The organism is Luteimonas yindakuii, from assembly GCF_004803715.2.
Classification (GTDB): Bacteria; Pseudomonadota; Gammaproteobacteria; order Xanthomonadales; family Xanthomonadaceae; genus Luteimonas; species Luteimonas yindakuii.
Window position 1 is genome coordinate 1,333,725 of the sequence record NZ_CP039383.2, and the last position, 25,381, is coordinate 1,359,105.

At 67.6% G+C, this 25,381-nt stretch carries 17 protein-coding genes and 2 pseudogenes; 7 read left to right on the forward strand and 12 right to left on the reverse strand.

Annotated features, from left to right (window positions below; translation table 11 throughout):
• Positions 1–34 precede the first annotated feature (34 nt).
• From E5843_RS06085 to E5843_RS06120, 8 genes and pseudogenes are all read right to left on the reverse strand, one after another.
• The gene (locus E5843_RS06085) at positions 35–2,026 is read right to left on the reverse strand and encodes an acetyl/propionyl/methylcrotonyl-CoA carboxylase subunit alpha (RefSeq protein ID WP_141065792.1); all 1,992 of its coding nucleotides are present in this window, start codon (positions 2,024–2,026) and stop codon (positions 35–37) included.
• Between the two features lie 64 nt (positions 2,027–2,090).
• The gene (locus tag E5843_RS06090; RefSeq protein ID WP_141065793.1) at positions 2,091–2,876 is read right to left on the reverse strand and encodes an enoyl-CoA hydratase-related protein; all 786 of its coding nucleotides are present in this window, start codon (positions 2,874–2,876) and stop codon (positions 2,091–2,093) included.
• 174 nt (positions 2,877–3,050) lie between these two features.
• Positions 3,051–3,422, reverse strand: a complete 372-nt coding sequence (locus tag E5843_RS06095) for a hypothetical protein (protein ID WP_136412130.1) — start codon at positions 3,420–3,422, stop codon at positions 3,051–3,053.
• Complete coding sequence (locus E5843_RS06100; RefSeq protein ID WP_134673171.1) at positions 3,419–3,964, reverse strand: bactofilin family protein; 546 nt, start codon at positions 3,962–3,964, stop codon at positions 3,419–3,421. The genes E5843_RS06095 and E5843_RS06100 overlap by 4 nt, the downstream gene beginning before the upstream one ends.
• A gap of 216 nt (positions 3,965–4,180) precedes the next feature.
• Positions 4,181–5,787, reverse strand: a pseudogene (locus E5843_RS06105) (carboxyl transferase domain-containing protein).
• Positions 5,788–6,009: 222 nt separating this feature from the next.
• Entirely contained in the window at positions 6,010–6,405 is a 396-nt protein-coding gene (locus tag E5843_RS06110; protein ID WP_134673173.1) for a hypothetical protein, read from the reverse strand.
• A gap of 188 nt (positions 6,406–6,593) precedes the next feature.
• Positions 6,594–6,935 (reverse strand): hypothetical protein, encoded by a 342-nt coding sequence (locus E5843_RS06115; RefSeq protein WP_134673174.1) that lies wholly within the window; start codon positions 6,933–6,935, stop codon positions 6,594–6,596.
• Positions 6,936–7,059: 124 nt separating this feature from the next.
• Complete coding sequence (locus E5843_RS06120) at positions 7,060–8,235, reverse strand: thiolase family protein (RefSeq protein ID WP_136412131.1); 1,176 nt, start codon at positions 8,233–8,235, stop codon at positions 7,060–7,062.
• 204 nt (positions 8,236–8,439) lie between these two features.
• On the opposite strand from E5843_RS06120, the gene E5843_RS06125 reads away from it, so the two are divergent.
• A complete protein-coding gene (locus E5843_RS06125) occupies positions 8,440–11,310 on the forward strand; it encodes an autotransporter serine protease (RefSeq protein WP_244240846.1) in 2,871 nt (956 codons plus the stop codon).
• A gap of 69 nt (positions 11,311–11,379) precedes the next feature.
• On the opposite strand, the gene E5843_RS06130 is transcribed toward E5843_RS06125, so the two are convergent.
• From E5843_RS06130 to E5843_RS06140, 3 genes are all read right to left on the reverse strand, one after another.
• Positions 11,380–12,537: an isovaleryl-CoA dehydrogenase gene (locus E5843_RS06130; RefSeq protein ID WP_136412132.1), complete on the reverse strand. Its 1,158-nt coding sequence runs from the start codon at positions 12,535–12,537 to the stop codon at positions 11,380–11,382.
• Positions 12,538–12,680: 143 nt separating this feature from the next.
• Positions 12,681–13,784, reverse strand: coding sequence for a Glu/Leu/Phe/Val dehydrogenase dimerization domain-containing protein (locus E5843_RS06135; protein ID WP_134673177.1), 1,104 nt, complete (start codon positions 13,782–13,784; stop codon positions 12,681–12,683).
• 186 nt (positions 13,785–13,970) lie between these two features.
• On the reverse strand, positions 13,971–15,527 hold the full coding sequence (locus tag E5843_RS06140) for a phospholipase D family protein (RefSeq protein ID WP_136412133.1): 1,557 nt from the start codon (positions 15,525–15,527) through the stop codon (positions 13,971–13,973).
• Between the two features lie 228 nt (positions 15,528–15,755).
• On the opposite strand from E5843_RS06140, the gene E5843_RS06145 reads away from it, so the two are divergent.
• The 4 genes and pseudogenes from E5843_RS06145 to E5843_RS14575 form a co-directional block, all read left to right on the forward strand.
• Positions 15,756–17,813, forward strand: a complete 2,058-nt coding sequence (locus E5843_RS06145) for a C1 family peptidase (protein WP_141065794.1) — start codon at positions 15,756–15,758, stop codon at positions 17,811–17,813.
• Positions 17,814–18,312: 499 nt separating this feature from the next.
• The gene (locus E5843_RS06150) at positions 18,313–18,486 is read left to right on the forward strand and encodes a DUF1328 domain-containing protein (RefSeq protein ID WP_134673180.1); all 174 of its coding nucleotides are present in this window, start codon (positions 18,313–18,315) and stop codon (positions 18,484–18,486) included.
• 206 nt (positions 18,487–18,692) lie between these two features.
• Complete coding sequence (locus tag E5843_RS06155) at positions 18,693–22,415, forward strand: methylmalonyl-CoA mutase family protein (protein WP_136412134.1); 3,723 nt, start codon at positions 18,693–18,695, stop codon at positions 22,413–22,415.
• Between the two features lie 19 nt (positions 22,416–22,434).
• Positions 22,435–22,992 (forward strand): annotated as a pseudogene (locus E5843_RS14575) (radical SAM protein); the annotation flags it as partial.
• A 30-nt stretch (positions 22,993–23,022) separates the two neighbouring features.
• Here the strand turns inward: E5843_RS14575 and E5843_RS06160 are convergent.
• Complete coding sequence (locus E5843_RS06160; protein WP_136412135.1) at positions 23,023–23,295, reverse strand: hypothetical protein; 273 nt, start codon at positions 23,293–23,295, stop codon at positions 23,023–23,025.
• A 388-nt stretch (positions 23,296–23,683) separates the two neighbouring features.
• Here E5843_RS06160 and E5843_RS06165 point away from each other — a divergent pair, with 388 nt between their 5' ends.
• Together E5843_RS06165 and E5843_RS06170 are read left to right on the forward strand one after the other, a co-directional pair.
• Positions 23,684–24,463, forward strand: coding sequence for a hypothetical protein (locus tag E5843_RS06165; protein ID WP_136412136.1), 780 nt, complete (start codon positions 23,684–23,686; stop codon positions 24,461–24,463).
• Positions 24,464–24,889: 426 nt separating this feature from the next.
• Positions 24,890–25,372: a hypothetical protein gene (locus E5843_RS06170; protein WP_136412137.1), complete on the forward strand. Its 483-nt coding sequence runs from the start codon at positions 24,890–24,892 to the stop codon at positions 25,370–25,372.
• Positions 25,373–25,381: the final 9 nt, after the last annotated feature.

Genomic DNA, 25,381 nt, shown 5'->3' on the forward strand with positions numbered 1-25,381 from the left:
TCTCCCGGGAGGATGTACGCGCTCCGCGCGCGGCTCAGGCCAGACGGGCGAGGGTGGTGTCGGCCTCGACGAACTCACCTTCCGCCACCGGCAGCTCGGCCAGCTCGCCATCGCGAGGCGCCTTGATGGAGATCTCCATCTTCATCGCCTCCATCACCAGCAGTTCCTGGCCTGCGCTCACCGTGTCGCCGGCGGCCGCGCGCACCACCACGATGCGGCCCGGCATCGGCGCGCGCAGCCGGCTGTCGTTGCCGGCAGCCGATCCGGCCGCACGCTGTTCGCGACGCATGAACTGCACGGCGCGGCGGCTGTCGCCGTCATGGACGAGCACATGGTCACGGTCGCCACCGATGCGGTAGCGGCGTGCACTGCCGTCGACCTGCAGCCACAGCCACTCGCCGTCACGGCGTGCGGCGGTGACGGCGGACGGTGCGGCATCGCCCAGCGTGACCAACCAGCGTCCGTGGCGGCCGCTGGCGTGCACATCGAGCACGCCTTCGCCATCGCGCAGGCGCAGCCGCGTGGCCGCAGCGCCCGCGCCATGCCAGCCGTCACCGGCCGACCACGGCGAATGCGGATCGCCCGGCGTGGCGTGTGCCGCCTCCTCCAGCGCGAACAGCTCGGCCACGACCGCGGCAACGCGCTGCATCGCCACCGCCTGCGGATCCTCCGCCTGCCGCAACGCATCCGGCTGGCGGTCCAGGTAACCGGTGTCGATGGTGGCTTCCACCACGGCCTGGTCGCGCACAAGCCGCTCGAGGAAACCCACGTTCGACTTCGGGCCTTCGATTTCGCAGGCCGCCAGCGCCTCGCGCAGGCGGGCCAGCGCACGCGGGCGGTCGGCATCGTGGACGATCAGCTTGGCGATCATCGGGTCGTAGAAGATCGTGACCGTGTCGCCCTCGACCACGCCGCTGTCCACGCGCACGTGCGCGTCCTCGCGCGGCAGGCGCAGGCGGGTCAGCGCGCCGGAGCCGGGCAGGAAGCCGGCGTCCGGGTCCTCGGCATACAGCCGCACCTCGATGGCGTGGCCCTGCTGGGTGACCGCGTGCTGCGCCAGTGGCAACGGCTCGTCGGCAGCGACGCGCAGCTGCCATTCGACGAGGTCGAGCCCGGTCACCAGTTCGGTCACCGGGTGCTCCACCTGCAGGCGCGTGTTGATCTCCATGAAGTAGAAGGCGCCGGCCGGGTCGACGATGAATTCCACCGTACCGGCGTTGGTGTAGTCGATCGCGCGCGCAGCATGCACCGCGGCCTCGCCCATGCGCGTGCGCAGTTCGCCGGTGAGGAACGGCGAGGGCGATTCCTCCAGCACCTTCTGGTAGCGGCGCTGCGCGGAGCATTCGCGTTCGAACAGGTGGATCGTGTTGCCGTGCCCGTCGCCGAACACCTGGATCTCGATATGCCGCGGCTGTTCGATGTAGCGCTCCAGCAGCACGCGGTCGCGTCCGAACGCATTGGCGGCCTCGCGCTGGCAGCTTTCAAGCGCCGCGGCGAACTCATCCGCCGCGCGCACGATGCGCATGCCCTTGCCGCCGCCGCCGTGCGCGGCCTTGATCATCAGCGGGAAGCCGATGCGCTGCGCCTCGCGTGCAAGCGCCTCCGCATCCTGGTCTTCGCCGGTGTAGCCGGGCACCACCGGCACGCCCGCCGCGTCCATCAGGTCCTTGGCGCCGGCCTTGCTGCCCATCTTGCGCATCGACGCCGCCGACGGCCCGATGAAACGGATGCCCGCAGCCTCCACCGCCTCGGCGAAGTCGGCGTTCTCGCTGAGAAAGCCGTAGCCGGGATGGATCGCCTGTGCGCCGCGTGCGCGCGCGACCTCGAGGATCGCATCGCCACGCAGGTAGCTGTCCTGCGGCCGCGGCCCGCCGATCGGCCAGGCCTCGTCGGCCATGCGCACATGCAGCGCCTGCGCATCGGCCTCCGAATACACGGCGATGGTGCGGATGCCGAGCCTTCGGCAGGTGCGGATCACCCGGCAGGCGATCTCGCCGCGGTTGGCGATGAGGACGGAATCGAACATGGGGTGGAGCCCTCTCCTCCCGGTGGAGGGTTGGATGCGGATGCAGGAGCGCAGCGGCGGTGGGTCAGCGCTCCGCCCATGCGGGCGGGCGCTTGTCGAGGAAGGCGCTCAGGCCTTCCTGGCCTTCGGTGGAGACGCGCAGGGCGGCGATCAGGGTGGCGTTGTCGTGGTCGCGGCGGTCGCGGTCGGGTTCGGCGAGGACTTCGCGGACCAGGCGCTTGGCGTCGGCCGCGGCGAACGGGCCGGCCTTGAGCAGCAGGGCGATCTGGCGATCCACCGCGGCATCGAGTTCCGCCGCGGGCACCACCTCGTGCAGCAGGCCCATGTGCAGTGCCTGGGCGGCGTCGAAGATCTCGGCGGTGGCGAACCAGCGGCGCGCCTGGCGCGGGCCGATGGCGGCGATCACGTACGGGGAAATCACCGCCGGCAGCAGGCCGAGGCGGCTTTCGGTAAGCCCGAATTTCGCCTCCGGCACTCCGATGGCGATGTCGCAGCAGGCCACCAGGCCGACGCCGCCGCCGAAGGCGGCGCCATGCACTCGGGCGATGGTGGGCTTGGGCAGCTCGTCGAGCGTGCGCATCAGGCGCGCCAGTGCCATCGCGTCCTCGCGATTCTCGACTTCGCTGGCGCCCGCCATCGCGCGCATCCAGTTGAGGTCGGCGCCCGCCGAGAACGAGGCGCCGGCGCCTTCGATCACCACCACGCGCACGTCGCCATCGCGCGCGACCTGTTCCAGCGCGGCGGTCAACGCGGCGATCAGGTCGGCATCGAAGGCGTTGTGCAGCCCGGCGCGATCCAGGCGCAGCCGGGCCACCGGGCCGTGGGTGGCGAAGGTCAGGGCATCGGACATCGGTACGGAACTCGCGGAAAACCGACCGGCATGATAACCGCGTCGTCGCGGCAGGCCGGGTGCGTCGTCGAGCCGTACGCCCTGGTGGTCACCCCACGAACGCGACGTCGACTGATGTCGTTCAACAATCGCTGGCGCTCCTTGCCGGAGCGTCACGGTTGCGCGGAGGCGTTCCTAATGCCGCAGTCCGCGCTTGCCCGGTCGCCGGGTATCGTGGGTCGGGGTGATCTCGACGGTCAGGCTGAAGCTGCGCTCGTCGCCGCCGAACAGGGCACCGACGCCGACCACCTGGCGGTTGAGTTCCTTGCCTTCCTCGTCGCGCACCACCAGCACGACGGAATACTCCCAGGCGCCGCCTTCGGCCGGATGGCGGATGGTGCCTTCCACCTGCAGCGCGTTGGTGGACGCGCCGGCCACGCTGGCCGGCGCATCGAAGCGCAGGTAATGCCGGCACGACGGACAGATCGTCGCGCTCTGCAGGATGGTGGTCTTGCAGTGCGGGCAGACGCGGGTCGCGCCGGCCTCGCCGGGCCGGCCGTTGCTCACGGGGTGGCGGGTTCGAGGTCGGCCTTGTCCGCCTTGTCACTGCGCGCGCCCTTGGCCGGCGCCGCGCTCTCCCAGCCGCATTCGACGTGGCCACGGATCTTGGAGCCTGCGGCCACGGTGAGCGTGCCGGCCTTGAGGTCGCCGCTCATCACCGCGGTCTCCAGCAGTTCCACGCGCTGGGCGGATTCGATATTGCCTTCCAGTTCGCCGGCAACGATGACCTTGTCGGCACGCACGCCGCCGTTGAGCTTGGCACCACGTTCGAGGGTGACATCACCCTGGACGTTCACATCGCCCTTGAAGCGGCCGGCGATGCGCACATGCCCGGTGCCTTCGATCTTGCCCTCGATGGTGAGGTTCGAGGCGATCAGCGATTCCTTGGCTTCCGGCGGGACGCTGCGGGGCGGGGCGCTCTGCGTGGGCCGGAAATCGGCCGCGGCGGGCGCCGGCGGCGGGTTGTCGCGCAGGGCGGCGGGTGCGGGGTCGTTGGCAAAGGACGGCACGTCCTTCTTGGCGTGACCGGGCGGGTTGAAGATGGCCATGGGAGTTCCTCGGCAGGGCGGTGGCGTGCGGGCCGGACAGGGAGGCGCGCGGGTGCGGCGTGACGGCGGAGCCGTCGGCCGAGACTAGCACGCAGCCCGGTAGGCTCCGCTGTGACCGCCTGCCCGAATGGCCAACCCTGTCAACAGCTTACGTTCCGGTATTCATTCGCGACATGCGTTCTCTGCACACGTCGTGCACACCGCCGTGCGTGGGAACTACATCCGGAACACGCCGAAGCGGGCCGGCTCCACCGGTGCGTTGAGCGCGGTCGACAGGCCCAGGCCGAGTACCCGACGGGTATCGGTCGGATCGATGATGCCGTCGTCCCAAAGCCGCGCCGTGGCATACCACGGGCTGCCCTGGTGTTCGTACTGGTCGCGGATCGGTGCCTTGAAGGACTCCTCCTCGTCGGCGCTCCAGCTGCCCCCCTTGCCTTCGATGCCGTCGCGCCGCACCGTCGCCAGCACGCTGGCCGCCTGCTCGCCACCCATCACGCTGATGCGCGCGTTGGGCCACATCCACAGGAAGCGCGCCCCGTAGGCGCGGCCGCACATCGCATAGTTGCCGGCGCCAAAGCTGCCGCCGATGACCACGGTGAACTTCGGTACCGACGAGCACGCCACCGCGGTGACCATCTTCGCGCCGTCCTTGGCGATGCCCGCGTTCTCGTACTTGCGGCCGACCATGAAGCCGGTGATGTTCTGCAGGAACACCAGCGGGATGCCGCGCTGGTTGCACAGCTGGATGAAGTGGGTGCCCTTGAGCGCGCTCTCGCCGAACAGGATGCCGTTGTTGGCGACGATGCCCACCGGGTAGCCGTGCAGGTGGGCGAAGCCGGTCACCAGGGTCTTGCCGTAGCGTGCCTTGAACTCCTGGAACTCGCTGCCGTCGACCACGCGCGCGATCACCTCGCGGATGTCGAACGGGCGACGGGTGTCCCTGGGCACGATGCCGTACAGCTCGTCGGCCGGGTACAGCGGCTCGACCGGTGCACGCACCGCCACCGGGACGTGCTTGCTGCGGTTGAAGCCGGCGACGATGTCACGCGCGATCTGCAGCGCGTGGCGGTCGTCCTCGGCGTAGTGGTCGGCCACGCCGGAGACGCTGGTATGCACGTCGGCACCGCCGAGCGATTCGGCGTCCACGACCTCGCCGGTGGCTGCTTTCACCAGCGGCGGTCCGCCGAGGAAGATCGTGCCCTGTTCCTTGACGATGACGCTCTCGTCGCACATCGCCGGCACGTAGGCGCCACCGGCGGTGCAACTGCCCATCACCACCGCCACCTGCGGGATGTTCTCCGCCGACAGCCGCGCCTGGTTGTAGAAGATGCGCCCGAAGTGTTCCTTGTCGGGGAAGACCTCGTCCTGCAGCGGCAGGAACGCACCACCGGAGTCGACCAGGTAGACGCAGGGCAGACGGTTCTCGCGGGCGATCTCCTGCGCGCGCAGGTGCTTCTTGACCGTCATCGGGAAGTAGGTGCCGCCCTTGACGGTGGCGTCGTTGGCGACGATCACCACTTCTTGGCCCATGACCCGGCCGATGCCGCAGATCATCCCGGCGGCCGGGGCGGCGCCGTCGTACATGTCCTCGGCCGCGAGCGGGGCGATCTCGAGGAACGGCGAGCCCGGATCCAGCAGGGCCAGCACGCGCTCGCGCGGCGGCAGCTTGCCGCGCGCGGCATGCCGCTGCTGCGCCGCCTCGCCACCGCCCGCGCCGCACGCTGCAGGCGCTGCCGCAGCTCGTCGGCAAGGGCGCGGTGGTAATCCGCGTTCTCGCGGAAGTCGGCGGAGCGCGGGTCGATCTCGGTCGCAAGAGCGGGCATGGCTTCGGCGGCGTTGGCGAAAGGCCGACAAGGATACCCGCTGCCCGGCAGGCTCCCCGCCATATCGATGCGGCGGGCCCCGCGTACAACGACGGAGCATCCCCGCGGACACAGGCCACTCCTGCCGGCGCCTCCCCGGAGTGGAACCAAAAGAAAGGCCCACCGACGGTGGGCCCTCGAACGACACGAGCCGTCGTGCGACGGCCAGGCGGCTGCTGAAGATCAGTCGCCGTCGGTCCGCGCGTCGCGTGCGGCGGCGTCGGCGTTCTCGGCGGCGCGATCCAGCGCCTCGGACGTGTTGCGTGCAGCGGCAGCGCCTGCCTCGGAGACGTCCGCCGCGGCTTCGCGGGTCGCGGCTTCGGTGCGGGCGGCGGCCTCGCGGCTGGCTTCGCGTGCATCGGCTGCAGCTTCGCGCGACTGCGCGGCGGCGGCGTCGGCACTGGCCGAGATCGCGTTGCCGGTCTCGTCGAGCGCCTGCGAGGCATTGGCGCGGGCGCGCTCGGCGGCCGCATCGGCCTCGGCAGCATTCGCACGAGCTTCCGGCGACTCGCTGTTCTGGCAGGCCGACAGGGCCAGGGTGGATGCAATGGCAAGCACGATCAGTTTGCTGTTGAGCATGTTTCTCTCCGCGCCCGTGGCGCTCCGTGGTTGGCGGGCGCAGTGTTTGCGGCGGACGGTGAAGAGGATGTTGAAGGCCGGCCCGCGCGTTCAGCGAGAACTCCGGACACAAAAAGAGACCGCCCTTGCGGGCGGTCTCCATTACAGCTTGCTGCGAACTGCGGATCCGAGGATCCGCGGCTTGCGGCTTAGTGCTGCTCGTCGGCAGCCTGCTCCGCGTTGTCGGCAGCGTCCTCGGCCACATCGGCCGCGGTCTCTGCAACGTCGGCAGCAGCGTCGGCGGCGTCGTTGGTCGCAGCAGCGGTGGCGTCCGAAGCGGCGTTGGCAGCAACGTCGGCGGCGACAGCGGCGGTGTCAGCGGACTCCTGGGCGGCGTCAGCGAACGGAGCAGCAGCGGCGTCGGCCTGGGCCTGGGCTTCTGCAGCGGCGTCGGCGGCGTCAGCAGCGGCGTCCTGGGCGGAGTTCTGGTTCGAGCACGCAGCCAGGGCGAAACCCATGGCGAGGGCGAGCAGAGCCTTGTTGATGGACATGGTAAATTTCCTCGTCGTTGTTTGAAACAAACGCGCTAGATGCGCGCCGGGCAACATGATGACAAGCCGATGATCGCTGTCAAGCACGCGCTTGATTTCTTTCGTAAAGAGCGCGTTAACCCCGTTACGGCAGCTCGATCGCGATCGCCGTGGCCTCGCCGCCACCGATGCACAGGGAAGCGATTCCACGGCGGAGATTGCGCGATTTCAGGGCATGGACGAGGGTCACCACCAGACGTGCGCCGGAGGCACCGATGGGGTGGCCGAGGGCGCAGGCACCCCCATTTACATTCAGCTTCTGGTGGGGAATCCCGAGGTCCTTCATGGGCGCCATTGCCACGCTTGCGAAGGCTTCGTTGACCTCGAACAGATCCACGTCCTCCACGGTCCAGCCGGCCCGTTCCATCACGGTGCGGATCGCGGCCACCGGTGCGGTGGTGAACCACTCCGGCGCCTGTGCATGGCCGGCGTGGGCCACGATGCGCGCCAGCGGTGCCAGACCGCGCTTCGAGGCTTCCTCTGCCGACATCAGCACGGTCGCGGCGGCGCCATCGGAGATCTTCGACGAGGACGCGGCGGTCAGGCGGCCTTCCTTGCCGAATGCCGGGCGCAGCCCGGGAATCCGCGATGTGTCGATCCTGCCCGGCTCCTCGTCGGTGTCGACGACGGTGTCGCCCTTGCGACCCTTGACCGTCACCGGGACGATCTCGGCCTTGAACGCGCCGTTGCCGATCGCGTCCTGCGCGCGGCGTGCGCTCTCGGCGGAGAACTCATCCAGCGCCTCGCGGGTGAAGTCGTAGGCCTCGCACATGGCATCGCCGAACACGCCCATCGCCTTGCCGTCGTAGGGGTTGGTCAGGCCGTCCCAGGCCATGTGGTCGAGCATCTCGGCGCTGCCGTAGCGCACGCCGGTGCGCGAACCGTTGAGCAGGTGCGGCGCGTTGGTCATCGACTCCATGCCGCCCGCGACAACCACCGCCGACGAGCCCGCCTTGATCAGGTCGTGGCCGAACATGATCGCCTTCATGCCGGAGCCGCAGACCTTGTTGATGGTGGTGCAGCCGGCGGCATCGGGGATGCCTGCCGCGCGCGACGCCTGGCGCGCCGGGGCCTGGCCGAGTCCGGCCGGCAGCACGCAGCCCATGAGCACCTCGTCGACCTGGTCGGCGGCGAGGCCGGCATGGGCCAGTGCGCCCTCGATCGCGGCGGCGCCCAGGGTGGGCGTCGGCACGCCGGTGAACTGGCCGAGGAAGGAACCGATGGCGGTGCGCTTGGCGCCGACGATGACGACATCTTGCATGGCAGAACTCCGGAAGCGGGCCGCGTGGGGCGGTTGATGGCGCCCATTATCCGGCGCGCGCCGGACCCCGGCAAACCTGAAGCCGTCATTCTCGATGCGAACGCCCGGCACGGTTCAGCCGTCGAGTGGTGGCGGCCGCGCGTGGCGAAGGTATAGATTCGCGTGATCGCGCGCGGCGCGGCACACGACGAAGGGAAGGGGACCATGACGAATCACAAGGGAATGCATGCATGGCGCGCGCTGCGCCGTTCGGCACTGGCTGTCGCGGTGGTGGCGACGCTTTCGGCCTGCGGCGGCGGTGGCGACACGATCCGTCCGGAAGTGCCGCCGCCGGTGAGTCCGCCGCCGGCCACGCCGCCGCCGGCGCCGCCGCCGACCGTGGTGCTGCCGCCGCGAGCTGATCTGAGCCGGCACCTGGAGTTGACCAATGCGTATCCGGCGCTCGAGGCCGGCCTGACCGGCGAGGGCATCGTGGTCGGCGTGATCGACACCGGCGTCAACCGGAACCATCCGTCGCTGCGCGGCCGCGTCACCGACAACCTGATCTACGTCAATCGCAACATCAATGACATGTCGGTGGACGACAAGGACGGACATGGCACCGCGGTGGCGCAGGCCATTGCGGGCACGCCGTTCGGCGCGTGGCCGGGCGGCGTGGCGCAGGGTGTGAGCATCGTGTCGGCGCGGATCATCAATGACGAGCCGCCCGAGGACGACGGGTCCGGTGACGGCAACCCGGTCAGCGGTGCACTGGGACTGGAGCCGATCCACAACGCGCTGATCGATCGCGGCGTGCGGATCATGAACAACTCCTGGGGCGGACTGTATTGGAACGACCTCAACGCAACCGCGCCGATCGCAGCCGAATACAGACGCTTCGTCACCCAGAACGATGGGCTGGTGGTGTTCGCTGCAGGCAACCGCACTCCGGATTCCAATGACTCGATGGAGCTCACCGACCTTGCCGGCCTGCCCAGCCAGGCCGGTCCGAACAACAGCAGGCCGGCCGCCGACCTCGAGCGTGGCTGGCTGGCGGTGGTCGCGGTGGATACCGACAACCCGTCGCAGCTGGCGAAGTATTCGCGGACCTGCGCCTATGCGCGCAACTACTGCCTGGCGGCGCCCGGCACGGTTGCCGTCACCGGCACCAACGATGCCCCGGACAATCCGGCGTACTGGAAATGGACCGGAACCTCGTTCGCCGCTCCCCTGGTCTCCGGCGCTGCCGCGCTGGTGTGGGAAGCCTTCCCGTACTTCAACAACGACCTGGTCCGGCAGACGCTGCTCGGCACCGCCACCGACATCGGCGCGGCCGGCGTGGACGACGTGTTCGGCTATGGCCTGCTCGACGTCGGCAAGGCGATCAAGGGTCCCGGGCGCTTCGACTGGGGCCGCGTCACCGTGGACTTCGACGGGCTCGAGTCCGACTGGTCCAACAACATCTCGGGCAATGGCGGGTTGACCAAGCGCGGCGACGGCCGGCTGGTGCTGACCGGTGACAACACCTACCGGGGTGATACCCGTGTCGAGGAAGGCACGCTGTGGGTGGGCGGTGCGTTGCGCAACTCCAACGTGGCCATCACCAGCGGCGGCACCCTCGGCGGCGGCGGCCGCGTGGACGGCAGTGTCGACAACCAGGGCACCATGGCGCTGGACGCCGGCAACGGCTTCATCGTCGGCGGCAACTACGTGCAGGGCCCGAACGCGCGGCTGTCGGTCACGCTGGGCCATGGCGCGCTGCAGGTGCAGGGCAATGCCAGCCTCAACGGCACCGTGCATGTGGCCGGCGCGCGACAGGGCTACATCACCCGTGACCGCGAGGAGATCCTGCGCGTCGCCGGCACCCGCGCCGGATTCTTCGACGGCGGCGTGACCTACGACGCCAACCGGGTGTTCTTCCAGGGTTCGGTGTCCTACGACTTCCAGAGCGCGTGGCTCAACATCACCCGCCTCGACGTGCTGGCCGCGGCCTCGGCGATGGGCAACATGACGCCGGCGTCGCTGTCGGCGGCCGAGCGCGTCGAGGGCGCGTTCCGGCAGATCGACGGGCAGCTGGACGCCGGTGGTCGTGGTCCGATCGCCGAGGCTTTCATCCGCACCGCCGGCGATTTCCAGTCACTGGCCGATGCCAACGCCGCCCGTACCGCGCTGTCGAGCCTGTCCGGCGAGCTGCATGCGCTGGCTTCCAGCGCCACCTTCGACCATGTCGATATCGGCCGTCGCGCGTTGTCGTCGCAGCTCACCGCGACGCTTGATCGCCCGCAGCTTGCAGGCAGCTGGCAGAAGCGGCTGGGCGACGGCGGCGAGGGCGGCTTCGCCACCGGGCGGTCCGCGTTCGACGGCTGGATGCTGGGGCAGGACTTCCGCCTGGCCGACGGCACCGTGGCCGGTTTCGCGTTCGGCGAGATGCAGGCCGACAGCCGCCGCGCCGACAGCAGCGACCGTGGCCAGGACCGCCAGGTGCAGGCGCAGATGTATGCGGGCAAGGCGTTTGGCAACGCGCATGTGCTGGGCCAGGCCGGCGTCGGCCGCTTCGATCGCGACCTGCGCCGTGACCTGTACACCGGTGCGCAGTGGTCCGGCGTGCACAGCAACTACGCCGGCGACATCACTACCGCCGCGATCGAGGGCGGCTACCGCTTCGACCTCGGCACCGATGCGCAGCTCACCCCGTACCTCGGTGCCGAGTACACCCGCGTCGACAGCGACGGCTTCCGCGAGCTGGGTGCCGACGGCTTCGGCCTGCGTGCGGAGGCATGGACGTCGAGCCGCAGCCAGGCCATCGCCGGCCTGCGTGGTGCCTGGGACCTGGCGCGTGTGAGCGTGCATGGCTACGCCGAATGGCAGCACACCTTGTCGGCGCAGGGCCTCGACATCGATGCCAGCTTCGTCGGCGTGGATGCGTGGTCGGCGTTGCGCGGCCTGCAGCCGGGCCGTTCCGGCGGGCTGTTTGGCATCGGCATCGACGCTTGGGCCGGCCGCGATGCGCGGGTCAACTTCGGCTACGACCAGCGCTTCGGCCCGCGCGGCGACGACCGCATGCTGTCGATGCGCTACGTCAAGGGGTTCTGGTAAGCGACGGACCCTGGCCCGCCCTCACCCCTGCCCCTCTCCCGCACGCGGGAGAGGGGTTGAAGCAGACCGTCAGCTGCGGTCTTCGAACAGCTCGCGGCCGATCAGCATGCGGCGGATCTCGTTGGTGCCGGCACCGATGGCGTAGAGCTTGGCGTCGCGCAGGATCCGACCGGTGGCGAACTCGTTGATGTAGCCATTGCCGCCCAGCGCCTGGATGCCTTCCAGCGCGACCTGCACGGCGGACTCCGATGCATGCAGCAGGCAGCTGGCGGCGTCGACGCGGCTCTTGTGGCCGGCGTCGTAATCGCGCGCCACCTGGTAGGCGAATGCGCGGCTGGACTGCAGCGCGGTGTACATGTCGGCGATCTTGGCCTGCATGATCCCGAACGTACCGATCGCCTGGCCGAACTGGCGGCGTTCGCGGACGTAGGGCAGGGCGATGTCGAGCGCGGCCTGCATCAGGCCGATCGGGCCGCCGCTGAGCACCAGACGCTCGGTGTTGAGTCCGCTCATCAGCACGCGCACGCCGTTGTTGACCTCGCCCAGCACGTTTTCCGCCGGGATCTCGCAGTCCTCGAACACCAGCTCGCAGGTGTTGGAGCCGCGCATGCCGAGCTTGTCGAGCTTCTGCGCGGTGGAAAAGCCCTTCATGCCCTTTTCGACGATGAAGGCGGTCATGCACTTCGAGCCCAGCTCGCGGCTCGCGGTGCGCATGTAGACGATCAGCACATCGGCCTCGGGGCCGTTGGTGATCCACATCTTGTTGCCGTTGGCGACCCAGGTATCGCCGCGCAGTTCGGCGCGGCAGCCCATCGAGCCGACCACGTCGGAACCGGCGCCCGGCTCGCTCATCGCCAGCGCGCCCTTCCATTCGCCGCTGCACAGCTTCGGCAGGTACTTCGCGCGCTGCGCGTCGTTGCCGTTGGCGTAGAGGTTGTTGACGCAGAGGTTGGAGTGCGCGCCGTAGGACAGGCCGATCGAACCGGAGGCGCGGGAGATCTCTTCCATCGCCACCAGGTGGGCGAGGTAGCCCATCCCGCTGCCGCCGTACTCGCCGGGGACGGTCAGACCGAGCAGGCCCATCTCGCCGAGCTTGGGCCACAGCGCCTGCGGGAAGGCGTTCTCGTGGTCCACCTGTTCCGCCAACGGGGCGATCTCGGCGTCAACGAAGCGGCGCACGGCCTCGCGCAGGGAATCGATGTCCTCACCAAGTGGGAAGGGGCGCATGGTGGTTCCTCTGGCTGCATCATCCCCGCGCAGGCGGGGATCCATGGACATGTGAGACGTTCGTCGCCCGACGTATGTCGAACGGGAGCGGTGGAAACAACGACGGGGCACTTGGCCCCGTCGTCGGCTTGCATCGATACGGCTTACGCGCCGCCGCGGATGCGGCCTTCGAAGCGCGGAGCGCTGCGGCCCAGCGGCAGCTTGAGCTTGCCCATGATCTGGATGCGCTCTTCCGCCATGCGGTCGGCAGCCTTGTAGGTCGGGATGCCGTCACGCTGGGCGATCTCGAAGATGCGCGCCACGTTGTGGTAGATCGTGCGCATCTGGCGCATCGCGCGCTCGCGGTTGTAGCCGGTCATCTCGAGCGCCACGTTCATCACGCCGCCTGCGTTCACCGCGTAGTCCGGGGCGTAGAGGATGCCGCGCTTCTCGAGCTCGTCACCGATGGCGTTGTTGGCCAGCTGGTTGTTGGCCGAGCCGCAGATGACCTTGGCCTTCAGGCGGGGCAGGGTCTCTTCGTTGACCGTGCCACCCAGCGCGCAGGGCGAGTACACGTCGGCGTTGACGTCGTAGATCTCGTCCAGGCCCACGGCCTCGGCGCCGTACTCGGTCACCGCCTTGTCGACCAGCGCCTGGTTGATGTCGGTGACGAAGATCTTCGCGCCGCGCTCCTTGAGCAGCTTCACGAACTCCATGCCGACGTGGCCCAGGCCCTGCACGGCGTAGCTGTAATTGCCGACTTCCTCGTTGCCGAACTTGGCGTTGAGCGTCGCCATCAGGCCCTGCAGCGAACCGTAGGCGGTGAACGGCGACGGATCACCCGAGCCACCGTGCACCTGGTGCACGCCGGTGACGAACTCGGTCTCCTTGTAGACGTGCTCCATGTCGTTGACGTCGATGCCGACGTCCTCGGCGGTGATGTAGCGACCGCCCAGCGACTGCACGGCCTTGCCGAACGCACGGAACAGCGCCTCGGACTTGTCGGTGGCCGGGTTGCCGATGATCACCGCCTTGCCGCCGCCGATGTCCAGGCCCGCGACCGCGTTCTTGTAGGTCATGCCGCGCGACAGGCGCAGCACGTCGTTCAGCGCTTCCTGCTCGCTCTTGTACGGCCACATGCGGGTACCGCCCAGGGCCGGGCCCAGGGTGGTGTTGTGGATCGCGATGATGGCCTTCAGGCCAGCGTCCTTGTTGTGGCAGAAGACGACCTGTTCGTGGCCGTAGGTATCAAGATGTTCGAAGATCATCGCAAGCTCCGCTGCGGCGCGATTCGCTGGGCGAACCGGGCCGGTCGCTGTGGGTGATTGGGTTGCTGCGGGTGCGGCGGCCCGGAAACGGCTGCCGATGGGGGCCGTATTCTACGCGGGTCACCTGTCAAATGCCCGTCCGCCCCGGAACGGGGGCGGGTGTGCCGACGCCGGCAGGGCGTCGCCCTACAGCTGCGACTCGATCGGCAGCCACGCCATCAACCACACCAGGAAACGCTGCCAGCGGCTGGATTCGGGCTCGTTACCCAGCACCTCCGGCGGCGATGTGGCCGCGTCCAGCCAGCGCAGGCGGCCCTCGTCGTTGATGTACACCCAATAGCTGAGCTCCGGGCTGGACAGGTGCACGAACAGCTCGCGCAGCGCCGCGCCCAGCGCCGGGTCGTCGAAGAACAGGCCCATCTCGGTGTTGAGGTCGATCGAGCGCGGGTCGACGTTGAAAGAGCCGACGAAGCCGCGGCGGTCGTCGACGATGTAGGCCTTGGTGTGCAGGCTGGCACCGCTGCTGCCGAACACGCTCGATTCGCTCGTCATGCCGGGCCTGGTCTCGTACAGCGCCACGCCGTGGCGCAGCATCTGCTTGCGGTAGCGGCTGTAGCCGCTGTGCACGGCCAGCACGTCGTTGGCCGCCAGCGAGTTGGTCACCACGCCCACGTGCACGCCGGCGCGCACCGACTGCGCCATCAGCGTCACGCCCTCGGGGCCCGGCACGAAGTAGGGCGACACCACCAGCGCCTTGCCGCGTGCGCTGCGCAGGTCGTCGAGGATCGGGGTGATCAGCCAGCCGTCGCGGCGATCGCCGTTGGCCTTGACCGGCGGGTCCGACATGATCCTGAGGCTGCTGATCCAGTACGGCTCCAGCGTCTGCAGGAAGTAGCGGCGCACGCTGTCGGAGGTGTCGACCAGGTCGAGGAAACGCTTGGCCTCGGCGCTCCGCACCTCCTCGCGGATGCCGGCCATCACCTCATCCAGCCGTCGCTCGGACTTGCTGTTGAGCGCGGCGATCGGCACCACCGCTTCGCTGTTCCAGAAGGTGTCGAAGATGTCGCTTGCGGAATTCACCTCGGGCCCGAACACCACCACGTCGAGATCGATGAAGTTCACGTCCTCGGCGGCGTCGAAGTATTCAAGGCCCACGTTGCGGCCGCCCACCACCGCCACCCGGCCATCGGCGATCCACGCCTTGTTGTGCATGCGGTGGGTGATGCTCCAGGCGCGCTGCACCATCTCCAGCAGGCGGCCGATGCCGTCGCGGTTGCGGAACGGGTTGTAGACGCGGATCTCGATGTTGGGGTGCTGGTCGAACGCCAGCAGCGCGCCGTCCTTGCCGCGGGTGCTGATGTCGTCGAGCAGCAGGCGCACGCGCACGCCGCGCTCGGCGGCCTGCAACAGCTCGTTGAGCAGCAGGTGGCCGGCGAGGTCGTCCTTCCAGATGTAGTACTGCACGTCGAGGCTGCGCCCGGCCTGGCGGGCGCTGATCGCGCGCGAGGCGAAGGCATCCAGCCCGTCGGGCACCAGGATCACCCCGCTCATGCCGGGGTTGCGGTCGAGCAGCGGCATCAGCTCGCGGTCGATGGCGGTGGCGTCGCGCTCCAGCGGCAGCGTCCACGAGGGTTCGCCCGTCGCCTGCGGCGTCAGGTGGTCGGCCAGCAGGATGCCGCTGGCGATCAGCACCACCAGCCCCACCAGGGCCCAGGCAAAGATCTTCTTCAGGCGCGTGCGCATGCCGTGTCTGTCGTCCCCGTGTCGATCGGCCGATTGTAGGGGCACCGCCGTGGCCGCCGCCGCGACTGCGGGGGATCGAACGGTGGCGCGTGTCGCGGACCGCGCGACGCCACGCGCGCATGCTCGTGGCGGGTGTGCAGTGCCGGCATGGCCCGGCGGTGCCGCCCAGCGCGTTGCTTCTCCACGATCGCCTGCTCGATCGCACACCTGCCGCCCGGAGGGATCCGCATGTCCGCACGCACCGCTCGCCAGCCCGAACGCCTGCTCGACGCCCGCCCCGACACCGCCGATTTCCGCGACCGCATGTTCGACCCCACCCTGGTCGACGTGCCGCCCACCATGCCGCTCGACCGCCATCTCAAGCGCCGCGTGCCAGTGCTCGACCAGGGCGGCGAGGGCGCCTGCACCGCGTTCGCGCTGGTCACCGTCGCCCACACGCTGTTGCGCAGCCGGCGGCCGCGGCCACTGGCGACCCGGCTCAGCCCACGCATGGCCTACGACATGGCGCGCCGCTACGACGAATGGGAAGGCGAGGACTACGCCGGCTCCAGCTGCCGCGGCGCGATGAAGGGCTGGCACCGCCATGGCCTCGCCACCGAAGCGGTGTGGCCCTGGCGCGCCGGCGCCGAAGCCGAGGCCTATACCGAACGCCGCGCGCGCGACGCGCAACGCCATCCGCTCGGCGCCTATGCACGCGTCAACCACCGCGACCTCGTCGCCATGCACGTGGCCATCGCCGAAACCGGCGTGCTGTATGCCTCGGCCGCGGTGCACGAAGGCTGGCTGAAACCGCCGGCCAGCGGCGCGATTGCCTGGCGCCAGCAGGACGTCACCGGCTACCACGCGTTCGCCATCGTCGGCTACGACGCGCGCGGCTTCTGGATCCAGAACAGCTGGGGCACCGGCTGGGGCCGCAATGGCCATGCGCACGTGGGCTACGACGAATGGCTCGAGCGCGGCACCGACACCTGGGTCGGCCGGCTGGCGGTGCCGGTGCAGGTGCAGCGCCCGGCCACCAGCGCGGTGTTCAACTCGGCGCTGGCCGCGCAATCCACCGGCTATTCGCAGGCCGACCTGCGCCCGCACATCGTCAGCCTCGGCAACGAAGGGCGCCTGCGCAGCGGCGGCCGCTTCGGCAACAGCCAGGACGACATCCGCAACCTGGTGCGCAACGACCTGCCGCGCATCACCCGCGGCTGGTCGCGCAAACGCATCCTGCTGTACGCGCATGGCGGGCTGGTGCCGGAACAGGCCGCCGTGCAGCGCGTCGCCGACTACCGGCAGAGCCTGCTCGGGCAGGAGATCTACCCCCTGGCCTTCATCTGGAAGACCGACCTATGGACCACGCTCGGCAACCTGCTGCGCGATGCCGCGCGCCCGCGCAGCGAAGGCCTGCTCGAACGCACCCGCGACCTGCTGCTCGACCGCCTCGACGACACCCTCGAACCGCTGGCACGCGTGCTCGGCGGCCGCGCGATGTGGGAGGAGATGAAGGAGAACGCGCTGCTGGCCACCACCGCGGTGTCGCGCGATGGCCAGGGCGGCCTGCAGGAGGCCGGCGGCGCCGCGCAGGTCGCGCGCCTGTTGCACGACTGGCAGCAGCGCGACCCGACGGTGGAGATCCACGTTGCCGCGCACAGTGCCGGCTCGATCCTGCTGGCGCCCCTGGTGCAGCTACTGACGACGCAGGGCCAGATCGCCGGCGGCCCCGCGGCCGGCATGCTCGGCCTGGGCGGGAAGATCGAAAGCGCGCATCTGTGGGCACCGGCGCTCACCACCGGGCTGTTCCTGCAGACTTTCGCTCCGGCCCTGCGCGAACGCCGCATCGACCGCGCCAGCCTGTTCACCCTCACCGACCGCGCCGAGCGCGACGACCATTGCGCGCGGGTCTACAACAAGTCGCTGCTGTACCTGGTCGCCCATGCGTTCGAGGCCACCGCGCGCAACTGGATCGACCGCGACCGCCGCCACGGCACGCCGCTGGCCGGCATGGCGCTCTTCATCGAGCACGCGGAGTTCGGCAACCCGGAGATGCGCGCGCTGATCCGCGACGGCCTGCTGGACTGGATCCAGGCGCCCACCGTCGACGAGGCCGCCGGTTCGCCCGACGCCTCCGAGGCCAGCAACCATGCCGCCTTCGACGACGACGCCGCCACGCTGTGCGCGACGGTCAGCCGCATCCTCGACGTCCAGCGCAGCGGCGAAGGCGTCGACATCCACCGCTCCAGCGCCGGCCTCGACGCCAGGCGCCGCAGGTTGTACCGGGCGATCTGCGAAGCGCCGTAGCGCAAACCACGGCCCTCACCCGCCCCTTCGGGGCACCCTCTCCCGCAGGCGGGAGAGGGGTCACAGCGGTACGCCGGTCCCACAGGTCGGCATCGCACGCGCCGACGAGGCTGCTCTGCACCCCTCTCCCGCCTACGGGAGAGGGGTCAGAGGCCGAACGCCATGGCCAACAGGTCGGCACAGCACGCGCCGACGAGGCTGCTCTGCACCCCTCTCCGGCCTACGGGAGAGGGGTGCAGAGGCGGTACGCCATGGCCGACAGGTCGGCACAGCACACGCCGACGGGGCTGCTCTGTACCCCTCTCCCGCCTGCGGGAGAGGGTGCCCCGGAGGGGCGGGTGAGGGCGCTCTTCCGCACGCACCGAACACCCGCATTCACGCATCCCGCACGACGTGCTCGCGACGATGCAGCCCAACCGGTTCATTGCACGGCGCGTCGGGTCCACCACGGGTAGAACACGCGTCGCGCAACCGGTCCCTCTTCAAACAAGGAGCCGCCATGATCAAGTGGGCCATCATCTTCGCCGTCATCGGCCTCATTGCCGGCGCGCTCGGGTTCTCCGGCGCCGCGGGCGCCATGATGGGCATCGCCCAGTTCCTGTTCTGGGCCGGTATCATCATCGCCGTGATCCTTTTCATCCTCGGCGTGACGATCTACAAGAAAGTCACGTAACGCCGCACAGGACAGCCGCAACACCAGGAAGCCGCCCTCACCGGGCGGCTTCTCTCGTTTCAGGCCCGCAACCCTGGCTCTCCGCCGACGCCCGACATCACCGACGCCCACGCACGTTCCCGCGCAGTCAGCCGCGGCGGCGGCCCGCCCGGGCGCACGCCCTCTACAATGGCGGCCATCGTTTTTACGCTTCCAGGGAGCGCGCCATGAGCACGCCAGCCAGCAACGCCCTCGACCAAACCCCCGCCGCCCAGCCCGACGCCACCCCGCTGCGCTTCGTCACCGCCGCCAGCCTGTTCGATGGCCACGACGCCGCCATCAACATCATGCGCCGGCTGATCCAGGGCCAGGGCGCCGAGGTCATCCACCTCGGCCACAACCGCTCGGTGGAGGACGTGGTGCGCGCCGCGCTGCAGGAAGACGCCGACGGCATCGCCCTGTCGAGCTACCAGGGCGGCCACGTCGAATACATGAAGTACATGGTCGACATGCTGCGCGAGCGCGATGCCGGCCATATCCGCGTGGTCGGCGGCGGTGGCGGCACCATCACCCCGGAAGAGATCCGCGAACTCGAGGCCTACGGCGTCGAGCGCATCTACCACCCCAACGACGGCATGAAGATGGGCCTGGTAGAGATGATCGAGGACGTGGTGTTGCGCGTCTCCAACGCCCGCGACGCCCGCGGCGACGAAGCCCACGCGCTCGCCACCACGCGTCCGTCGATGGACGACGAGATCGCCATCGGCCGCGTGCTCTCGGCCATCGAGGATGGCGCGCATTCCGAGGCGGAGCTGGCGATGCTGCGCAAGCAGTGGGCCTCGCACGGCCAGGCCGCGCCGGTCATCGGCATCACCGGCACCGGCGGCGCCGGCAAGTCGTCGGTCACCGACGAACTGCTGAACCGCTTCCTCGCCAGCTTCCCGCAGATGCGCATCGCCGTGATCTCGGTCGACCCGACCCGCCGCCGCACCGGTGGCGCGTTGCTCGGCGACCGCATCCGCATGAACTCGCTGCGCTCGCATCGCGTGTACATGCGCTCGATGGCCACCCGCCGCCAGAACGTGGCGACCAATGCCGTGCTGAAGGACTGCATCGGGTTCCTGAAGGGCCTGGGCTACGACCTGGTGATCGTCGAGACCGCCGGCATCGGCCAGTCGGATTCGGAGATCGTCGACCTCGTCGACTTCCCGATGTACGTCATGACCAGCGACTACGGCGCGGCCAGCCAGCTGGAGAAGATCGACATGATCGACTTCGCCGAACTGATCGTGCTCAACAAGTACGACAAGCGCGGCGCCGAAGACGCCCTGCGCGACGTGCGCAAACAGTGGAAGCGCAACCGCGTGGCCTTCCAGATGGCCGACGAGGACGTGCCCGTCTACCCGACGATCGCCAGCCAGTTCAACGACCCCGGCATCAGCTGGATGTTCACCAACCTGTGCCGCCTGCTGCGCGAGAAGGTGCCGGGCCTCGCCGCTGTTGAACCCTCCCCTTCAAGGGGAGGGCAGGGTGGGGATGGTGTCACCGCGGCCCACTGCGACTTCCAGCCCAACCTCGACACGAGCCTGCGCGAACCCCGCGCCACCGTGCTGATCCCCGGCGCCCGCGTGCGCTACCTCGCCGAGATCGCCGAACAGGGCAGGGCGATCAACGCCTCGATCGAAAAGCAGGCCGAAGCCGCCGACCGCGCGCAGTCGTTTTGGCAGGCCCTGCAGGAACTGGGCGACCCCAAGCTGCCGAAGCAGCTCGACCTCTACGACGGCGCCGACGTCGTTCCCGCATCCTCGTCCGTCACCCCCGCGAAGGCGGGGGTCCATGGACGTTCAACCGACGACAGCGAAACGTCCATGGGTGACCAGCCATTCGGCTGTTTAGAGCCCCGCCTTCGCGGGAACGACGAGGCTGCCGACCGCACCCTCCTCACCCTCCGCCAGCGTTACAACGACGCCGTCCAGGCGCTCACCAGCGAGAACCTGCGCAACCTGCGCGAGTGGCCCGCACGCCTGAAGTCGATCACCGACGAGGTCACCGAATACCAGGTGCGCGGCAAGACCATTCGCGTCGAGAACTACCGCGAATCGCTCAGCCACCAGAAGATCCCGAAGATCGCCGCGCCCACCTACAAGTCGTGGGGCGAGCTGCTGACCTTCCTCGGCAAGGAAAACCTGCCGGGCAGCTACCCCTACACCGGCGGCGTGTACCCGTACCGCCGCACCGGCGAAGACCCGATCCGCATGTTCGCCGGCGAGGGCACGCCCGAGCGCACCAACCGCCGCTTCCATTACCTGTCCGTCGGCCAGCCCGCCGCGCGCCTGTCCACCGCGTTCGACTCCGTCACCCTGTACGGCGAAGACCCGGCGCCGCGCCCGGACATCTACGGAAAGATCGGCAACTCCGGCGTCAACATCCCCACGCTGGACGACATGAAGAAGCTCTATTCCGGCTTCGACCTGTGCGCGCCCACCACCAGCGTGTCGATGACCATCAACGGCCCCGCGCCGATCATCCTCGCGCTGTTCATGAACTGCGCCGTCGACCAGCAGATCGAGAAGTACCTGAAGGCTGACGCCGACCGTTGGGCCGAAGCACAGAAGCAGATCGACGCCTTCTTCGAAGGCCGCGAGCGCCCGCGCTACCACGGCGAACTGCCGCCCACCAACGACGGCCTCGGCCTCGCGCTCCTGGGCATGACCGGCGACCAGCTGGTCGACGCCGAGACCTACGCGAAGATCAAGGCCGAAACGCTCGCCACCGTGCGCGGCACCGTGCAGGCCGACATCCTGAAAGAAGACCAGGCGCAGAACACCTGCATCTTCAGCACCGAGTTCGCGCTGCGCATGATGGGCGACATCCAGCAGTACTTCGTCGACAACAGGGTGCGCAATTTCTATTCGGTGTCGATCTCCGGCTACCACATCGCCGAAGCCGGGGCGAACCCGATCAGCCAGCTCGCCTTTACGCTGTCGAACGGCTTCACCATCGTCGAGTACTACCTCGCGCGCGGGATGAAGATCGACGACTTCGCCCCCAACCTGTCGTTCTTCTTCTCCAACGGCATGGACCCGGAATACACCGTCATCGGCCGCGTGGCCCGGCGCATCTGGGCGCGCGCCATGCGCGAGCGCTACGGCGCGAACGAGCGCAGCCAGATGATGAAGTACCACATCCAGACCAGCGGCCGCAGCCTGCACGCGCAGGAGATCCAGTTCAACGACATCCGCACCACGCTGCAGGCGCTGTACGCGCTGTTCGACAACTGCAACAGCCTGCACACCAACGCCTACGACGAAGCCATCACCACGCCCACCGAAGAAAGCGTGCGCCGCGCCGTGGCCATCCAGATGATCATCAACAAGGAGCTGGGGCTGAACTTCTGCGAGAACCCCTGGCAGGGCAGCTTCATCGTCGACCAGCTGACCGACCTGGTGGAGGAGGCCGTGTACAAGGAGTTCGAGGCCATCAGCGAGCGCGGCGGCGTGCTCGGCGCCATGGACACCATGTACCAGCGCGGCAAGATCCAGGAAGAAAGCCTGTACTACGAGCACAAGAAGCACGACGGCAGCTTGCCGCTGGTGGGCGTGAACACCTTCCTGCCTAAAGAACACGCAGGCGAAGTCGCTACCGAGATCGAACTGATCCGCTCAACGGAAGAGGAAAAGGGCCAGCAGATCGAGAACGTGCGCCTGTGGCAGCAGTCCCGCAACGTGCTGGCGCCGGTCGGGGAGACCGAGCACAGCCACGTGGTGGAAGACGATGCCGCCGCGGCCACCGAGCCGCACGACGGCCACGGCCTGGGCTACCTGCAGAAGACCGCGCGCGAACGCCGCAACGTGTTCAAGGCGCTGATCGAAGCGGTGAAGACGCACAGCCTGGGTCAGATCAGCCACGCGCTGTATGACGTGGGTGGGGAATATCGGAGGAATATGTGAGGGACCACGGGGGTGATGTTTGAGCTATCGATACTCTCTTTCAATAACGAGTCAATTCCCGTTTTGCGGAATTCCCCTCCGACTCGACACGTACTCAAGTTGCCAGTTCGCATGTCGTTACTGCTTCGCCAGTGCGCGAGGTGGCAGCACGTCTTCCTCCCGGACCGTTCCAGCTAGCGTAGAATCGTTTTCACGCCGCCTAGAAAGAGTTTCGAGCGGCCGGCTTTCATCAGCGGTCGATGAGTTCCTCGCGCAGAAGATTCCGATTCATTTAGGAGGAATGTCCGACCCATTCCCTCCGATGGAGGAAGGTTTGGGTGTCACACTCGCCCACTTGTCCGCGGCGAGGGAGTATGGTCAGCCTGTTATTCTGAGCACTAAAGGGCGCGCAGTGGCTTCGGATCACGTGCTTGGCGTGCTTGCCGACGGTCCCTTTGCTGTCCAAATATCACTAAGCACTTTAAGTGATGAGGTATCTGCCGCAGTAGATGCCGGAGCGCCTGTCGCCAGTGAGCGGTTGGCGATGATGGATAGACTTTCTAGTGCCGGAATTCCGGTGGCCTGTCGTATTCAACCCGTTCTGCCTGGGAGGGAGACTGAGGTCTTTTCAATCATTGAAGCGTGTGCGCGGGTTGGCGTAAGGCACGTCGCCGTTGAGCACCTCAAGCTCCCAATAGAGCGAGGCTGGGCTCACCGCTCGCGGCTCGACGCAGCGCTCGGAATGAATGTCAGAGAGAAGTTCGATCATCTTGGGGCTAGAAGACATGGAAGGGAGTGGGTTCTCCCTGTGAATTGGCGACTTCCGTCGGTTCTTGAGTACCGGGATCGCACTAGACAATGCGGCATGACGTTTGGTGCTGCGGATACCGATCTGCTTCATCCCAGTGATGGCGCGGTTTGCTGCAGTGGAGCCGACCTATTAGGACTTGGCGATGGCTTCAAATTTAATTACTTAGAAGCTATCCGCGCCGCTAAGGATCACGGTCGCGTTGAATTGGAATCCTTAGAGATGACGTGGCGACCGTCGCGAAGCATTGCCATGCATGTGAACTCAAAGTCACGCTCACAGTCGGGCTGCACCATCGAGGATGAAGTCAGGGCTAAGTGGGGCTCTGTCTCACATGGCGCGACCCCGGCAAGTTTTTATTGGGTCGAGTTGGTGGATGATTTCGAAGGTGGAAAATCCAGAGCGAAATACATTCTAACTAGAGAAGTTCGGGAGTTAATGAAGTCGCCTTCTGTAGATCCAGTTCGGAGGTCAGCCCAGAATGCGTGAAGTCAGAAAAAAGTCCTGGCTGGATCAATATCGCACGCACTGGCAATGGTATAGGGAGTTCTTCTCCGTCTCCATTCTTCGATACTTCGTTGTCTGGTTTTCTATTGTCCCAATTGCACTTAGCCTGTTGCAGGCAGTTCCGGCGCAAATCCAGATAAACGCATGGTCTGTTAACATTCGTCCTTCACTCCCGTTTAGCTGGACGATACTTTGGTTTGCCTCCCTCGCGTACACCGTCGCACTACTACTATTTACTGCTTGTTGCCCATATTTCATTAAGAAGTATCCTTCGTTCGCTCACTACAAGTCAGTTGGGCATTCGCCAAGGTGGCTGGTGTGGCTGGCCTTTGACATCATGAAGAGTGGGGGTGCTCCTTGGAAGAGGCTTTCAAAGAGGTTGAGTGAAAAAGGCTATTTAGTTGTCAGCAAGGCAGCGGGTGATCTGCCATCAGAGCCGGAAATCCTGGAGAGAGGAACTGTTCTGAGCTTTATCATGGATGACGTTCGGTATGAGTTTGTAATGCCGCGAGAAGACGCGGAAAAGACGGATGGCGCTGAAAGAGAGATTTATTGGGAAATATTCGGAGCTCACTCAGGTAGCAGACGATTATTTCGCCTTGCGATCATTCTCTTGTTGATTCTCGCGCTCGTCCTGTTCGGAATTGTCCTGTTGCAGCATGTATGTTCAGCTCTTCCTGCAGCGCTAGGGAATCTTCTAGAGTTGCTGTTTGGTATGTGGGGTTGGATTTTTGCGAATGTATCAAGAGTATGAGCAGCAAGCGATTAAAGCGATGCGGTGCGAGAGGATAAGTATATTCTGCTCAAGTCCGCGATCGAATCCATCACGACAGGCGTGACACAGGCGGCTGGCTCGGGGCGCCCCAGCGTTCCGTCTACACGGCAAAACGTTCCGCTATCAACACAGCGGGCGACTGCGGTCGCGGGGCCGGGCCCGACGGCCGCTGCCTACACCGAACCCGCGTCCAACCCCTGCCACGAGGTCATCGACCACTTCTCCGGCACCTATATCGACCATTGCGCGAAGAACGCACCGCGCAGGCCGCTCTCCGAGGCGGAGGCCCGCGGGGCGCGCCGCAAAGCGGATGCGGCGATCGAGCTTCTGCGGGATTCCACACCGGAAATGTAAGTCCGGCCACAAGCGGCGCTTGCCAACATCCACGTCGAGCGGGAGAAAAGAATGGGTACACCACCAGATCAGTGCACCGCTCCCGCCACCCATCGGAGGCTCGGGATTGTCGTGCTGATAGGTCTGCTGGTCTTCGCAGCGCCGGTTCTGGCCCAGCAGGTGGACGATGCCACCTACGCAGCGGATATCGCAGCCGCCGAAGCCAATGGCCGCGTCATGTACCAACACGCGCGCGCGGTGGCGGTGGTGCCGGCTGCGATGCACGAGAACCGCGACATGCGCCGGGATCGTCGCGTCGCGGGCGAAATCACCGAGGGTCGCAATGGACAGGTTGCGGTGACCGTGATCGACGCAACACCGGCGGCACTGTATCGGGCCACGGTGGCGGCGGATGGCACGTTGGTGTGCCCCGGCCAGGAAAACGGGGTCAGGTTCACTTCTCGCGTAGGCTTTGCGTGGACGATGGGCCGGCCGGGAGTCGGCGAAGCGCGGAGTCTTGGCTTCGACATCGCGCGGAAATCGTCGCGGCCCTAGGCGCTTCTG

Excerpts from the sequence above, each read along its gene's own strand:
- E5843_RS06085 (WP_141065792.1), bottom strand. The coding sequence starts at position 2,026 with ATGTTCGATTCCGTCCTCATCGCCAACCGCGGCGAGATCGCCTGCCGG.
- E5843_RS06090 (WP_141065793.1), bottom strand. The coding sequence starts at position 2,876 with ATGTCCGATGCCCTGACCTTCGCCACCCACGGCCCGGTGGCCCGGCTG.
- E5843_RS06100 (WP_134673171.1), bottom strand. The coding sequence starts at position 3,964 with ATGGCCATCTTCAACCCGCCCGGTCACGCCAAGAAGGACGTGCCGTCC.
- E5843_RS06110 (WP_134673173.1), bottom strand. The coding sequence starts at position 6,405 with ATGCTCAACAGCAAACTGATCGTGCTTGCCATTGCATCCACCCTGGCC.
- E5843_RS06115 (WP_134673174.1), bottom strand. The coding sequence starts at position 6,935 with ATGTCCATCAACAAGGCTCTGCTCGCCCTCGCCATGGGTTTCGCCCTG.
- E5843_RS06120 (WP_136412131.1), bottom strand. The coding sequence starts at position 8,235 with ATGCAAGATGTCGTCATCGTCGGCGCCAAGCGCACCGCCATCGGTTCC.
- E5843_RS06125 (WP_244240846.1), top strand. The coding sequence starts at position 8,440 with ATGACGAATCACAAGGGAATGCATGCATGGCGCGCGCTGCGCCGTTCG.
- E5843_RS06130 (WP_136412132.1), bottom strand. The coding sequence starts at position 12,537 with ATGCGCCCCTTCCCACTTGGTGAGGACATCGATTCCCTGCGCGAGGCC.
- E5843_RS06135 (WP_134673177.1), bottom strand. The coding sequence starts at position 13,784 with ATGATCTTCGAACATCTTGATACCTACGGCCACGAACAGGTCGTCTTC.
- E5843_RS06140 (WP_136412133.1), bottom strand. The coding sequence starts at position 15,527 with ATGCGCACGCGCCTGAAGAAGATCTTTGCCTGGGCCCTGGTGGGGCTG.
- E5843_RS06145 (WP_141065794.1), top strand. The coding sequence starts at position 15,756 with ATGTCCGCACGCACCGCTCGCCAGCCCGAACGCCTGCTCGACGCCCGC.
- E5843_RS06150 (WP_134673180.1), top strand. The coding sequence starts at position 18,313 with ATGATCAAGTGGGCCATCATCTTCGCCGTCATCGGCCTCATTGCCGGC.
- E5843_RS06155 (WP_136412134.1), top strand. The coding sequence starts at position 18,693 with ATGAGCACGCCAGCCAGCAACGCCCTCGACCAAACCCCCGCCGCCCAG.
- E5843_RS06160 (WP_136412135.1), bottom strand. The coding sequence starts at position 23,295 with ATGAAGCAGATCGGTATCCGCAGCACCAAACGTCATGCCGCATTGTCT.
- E5843_RS06165 (WP_136412136.1), top strand. The coding sequence starts at position 23,684 with ATGCGTGAAGTCAGAAAAAAGTCCTGGCTGGATCAATATCGCACGCAC.
- E5843_RS06170 (WP_136412137.1), top strand. The coding sequence starts at position 24,890 with ATGGGTACACCACCAGATCAGTGCACCGCTCCCGCCACCCATCGGAGG.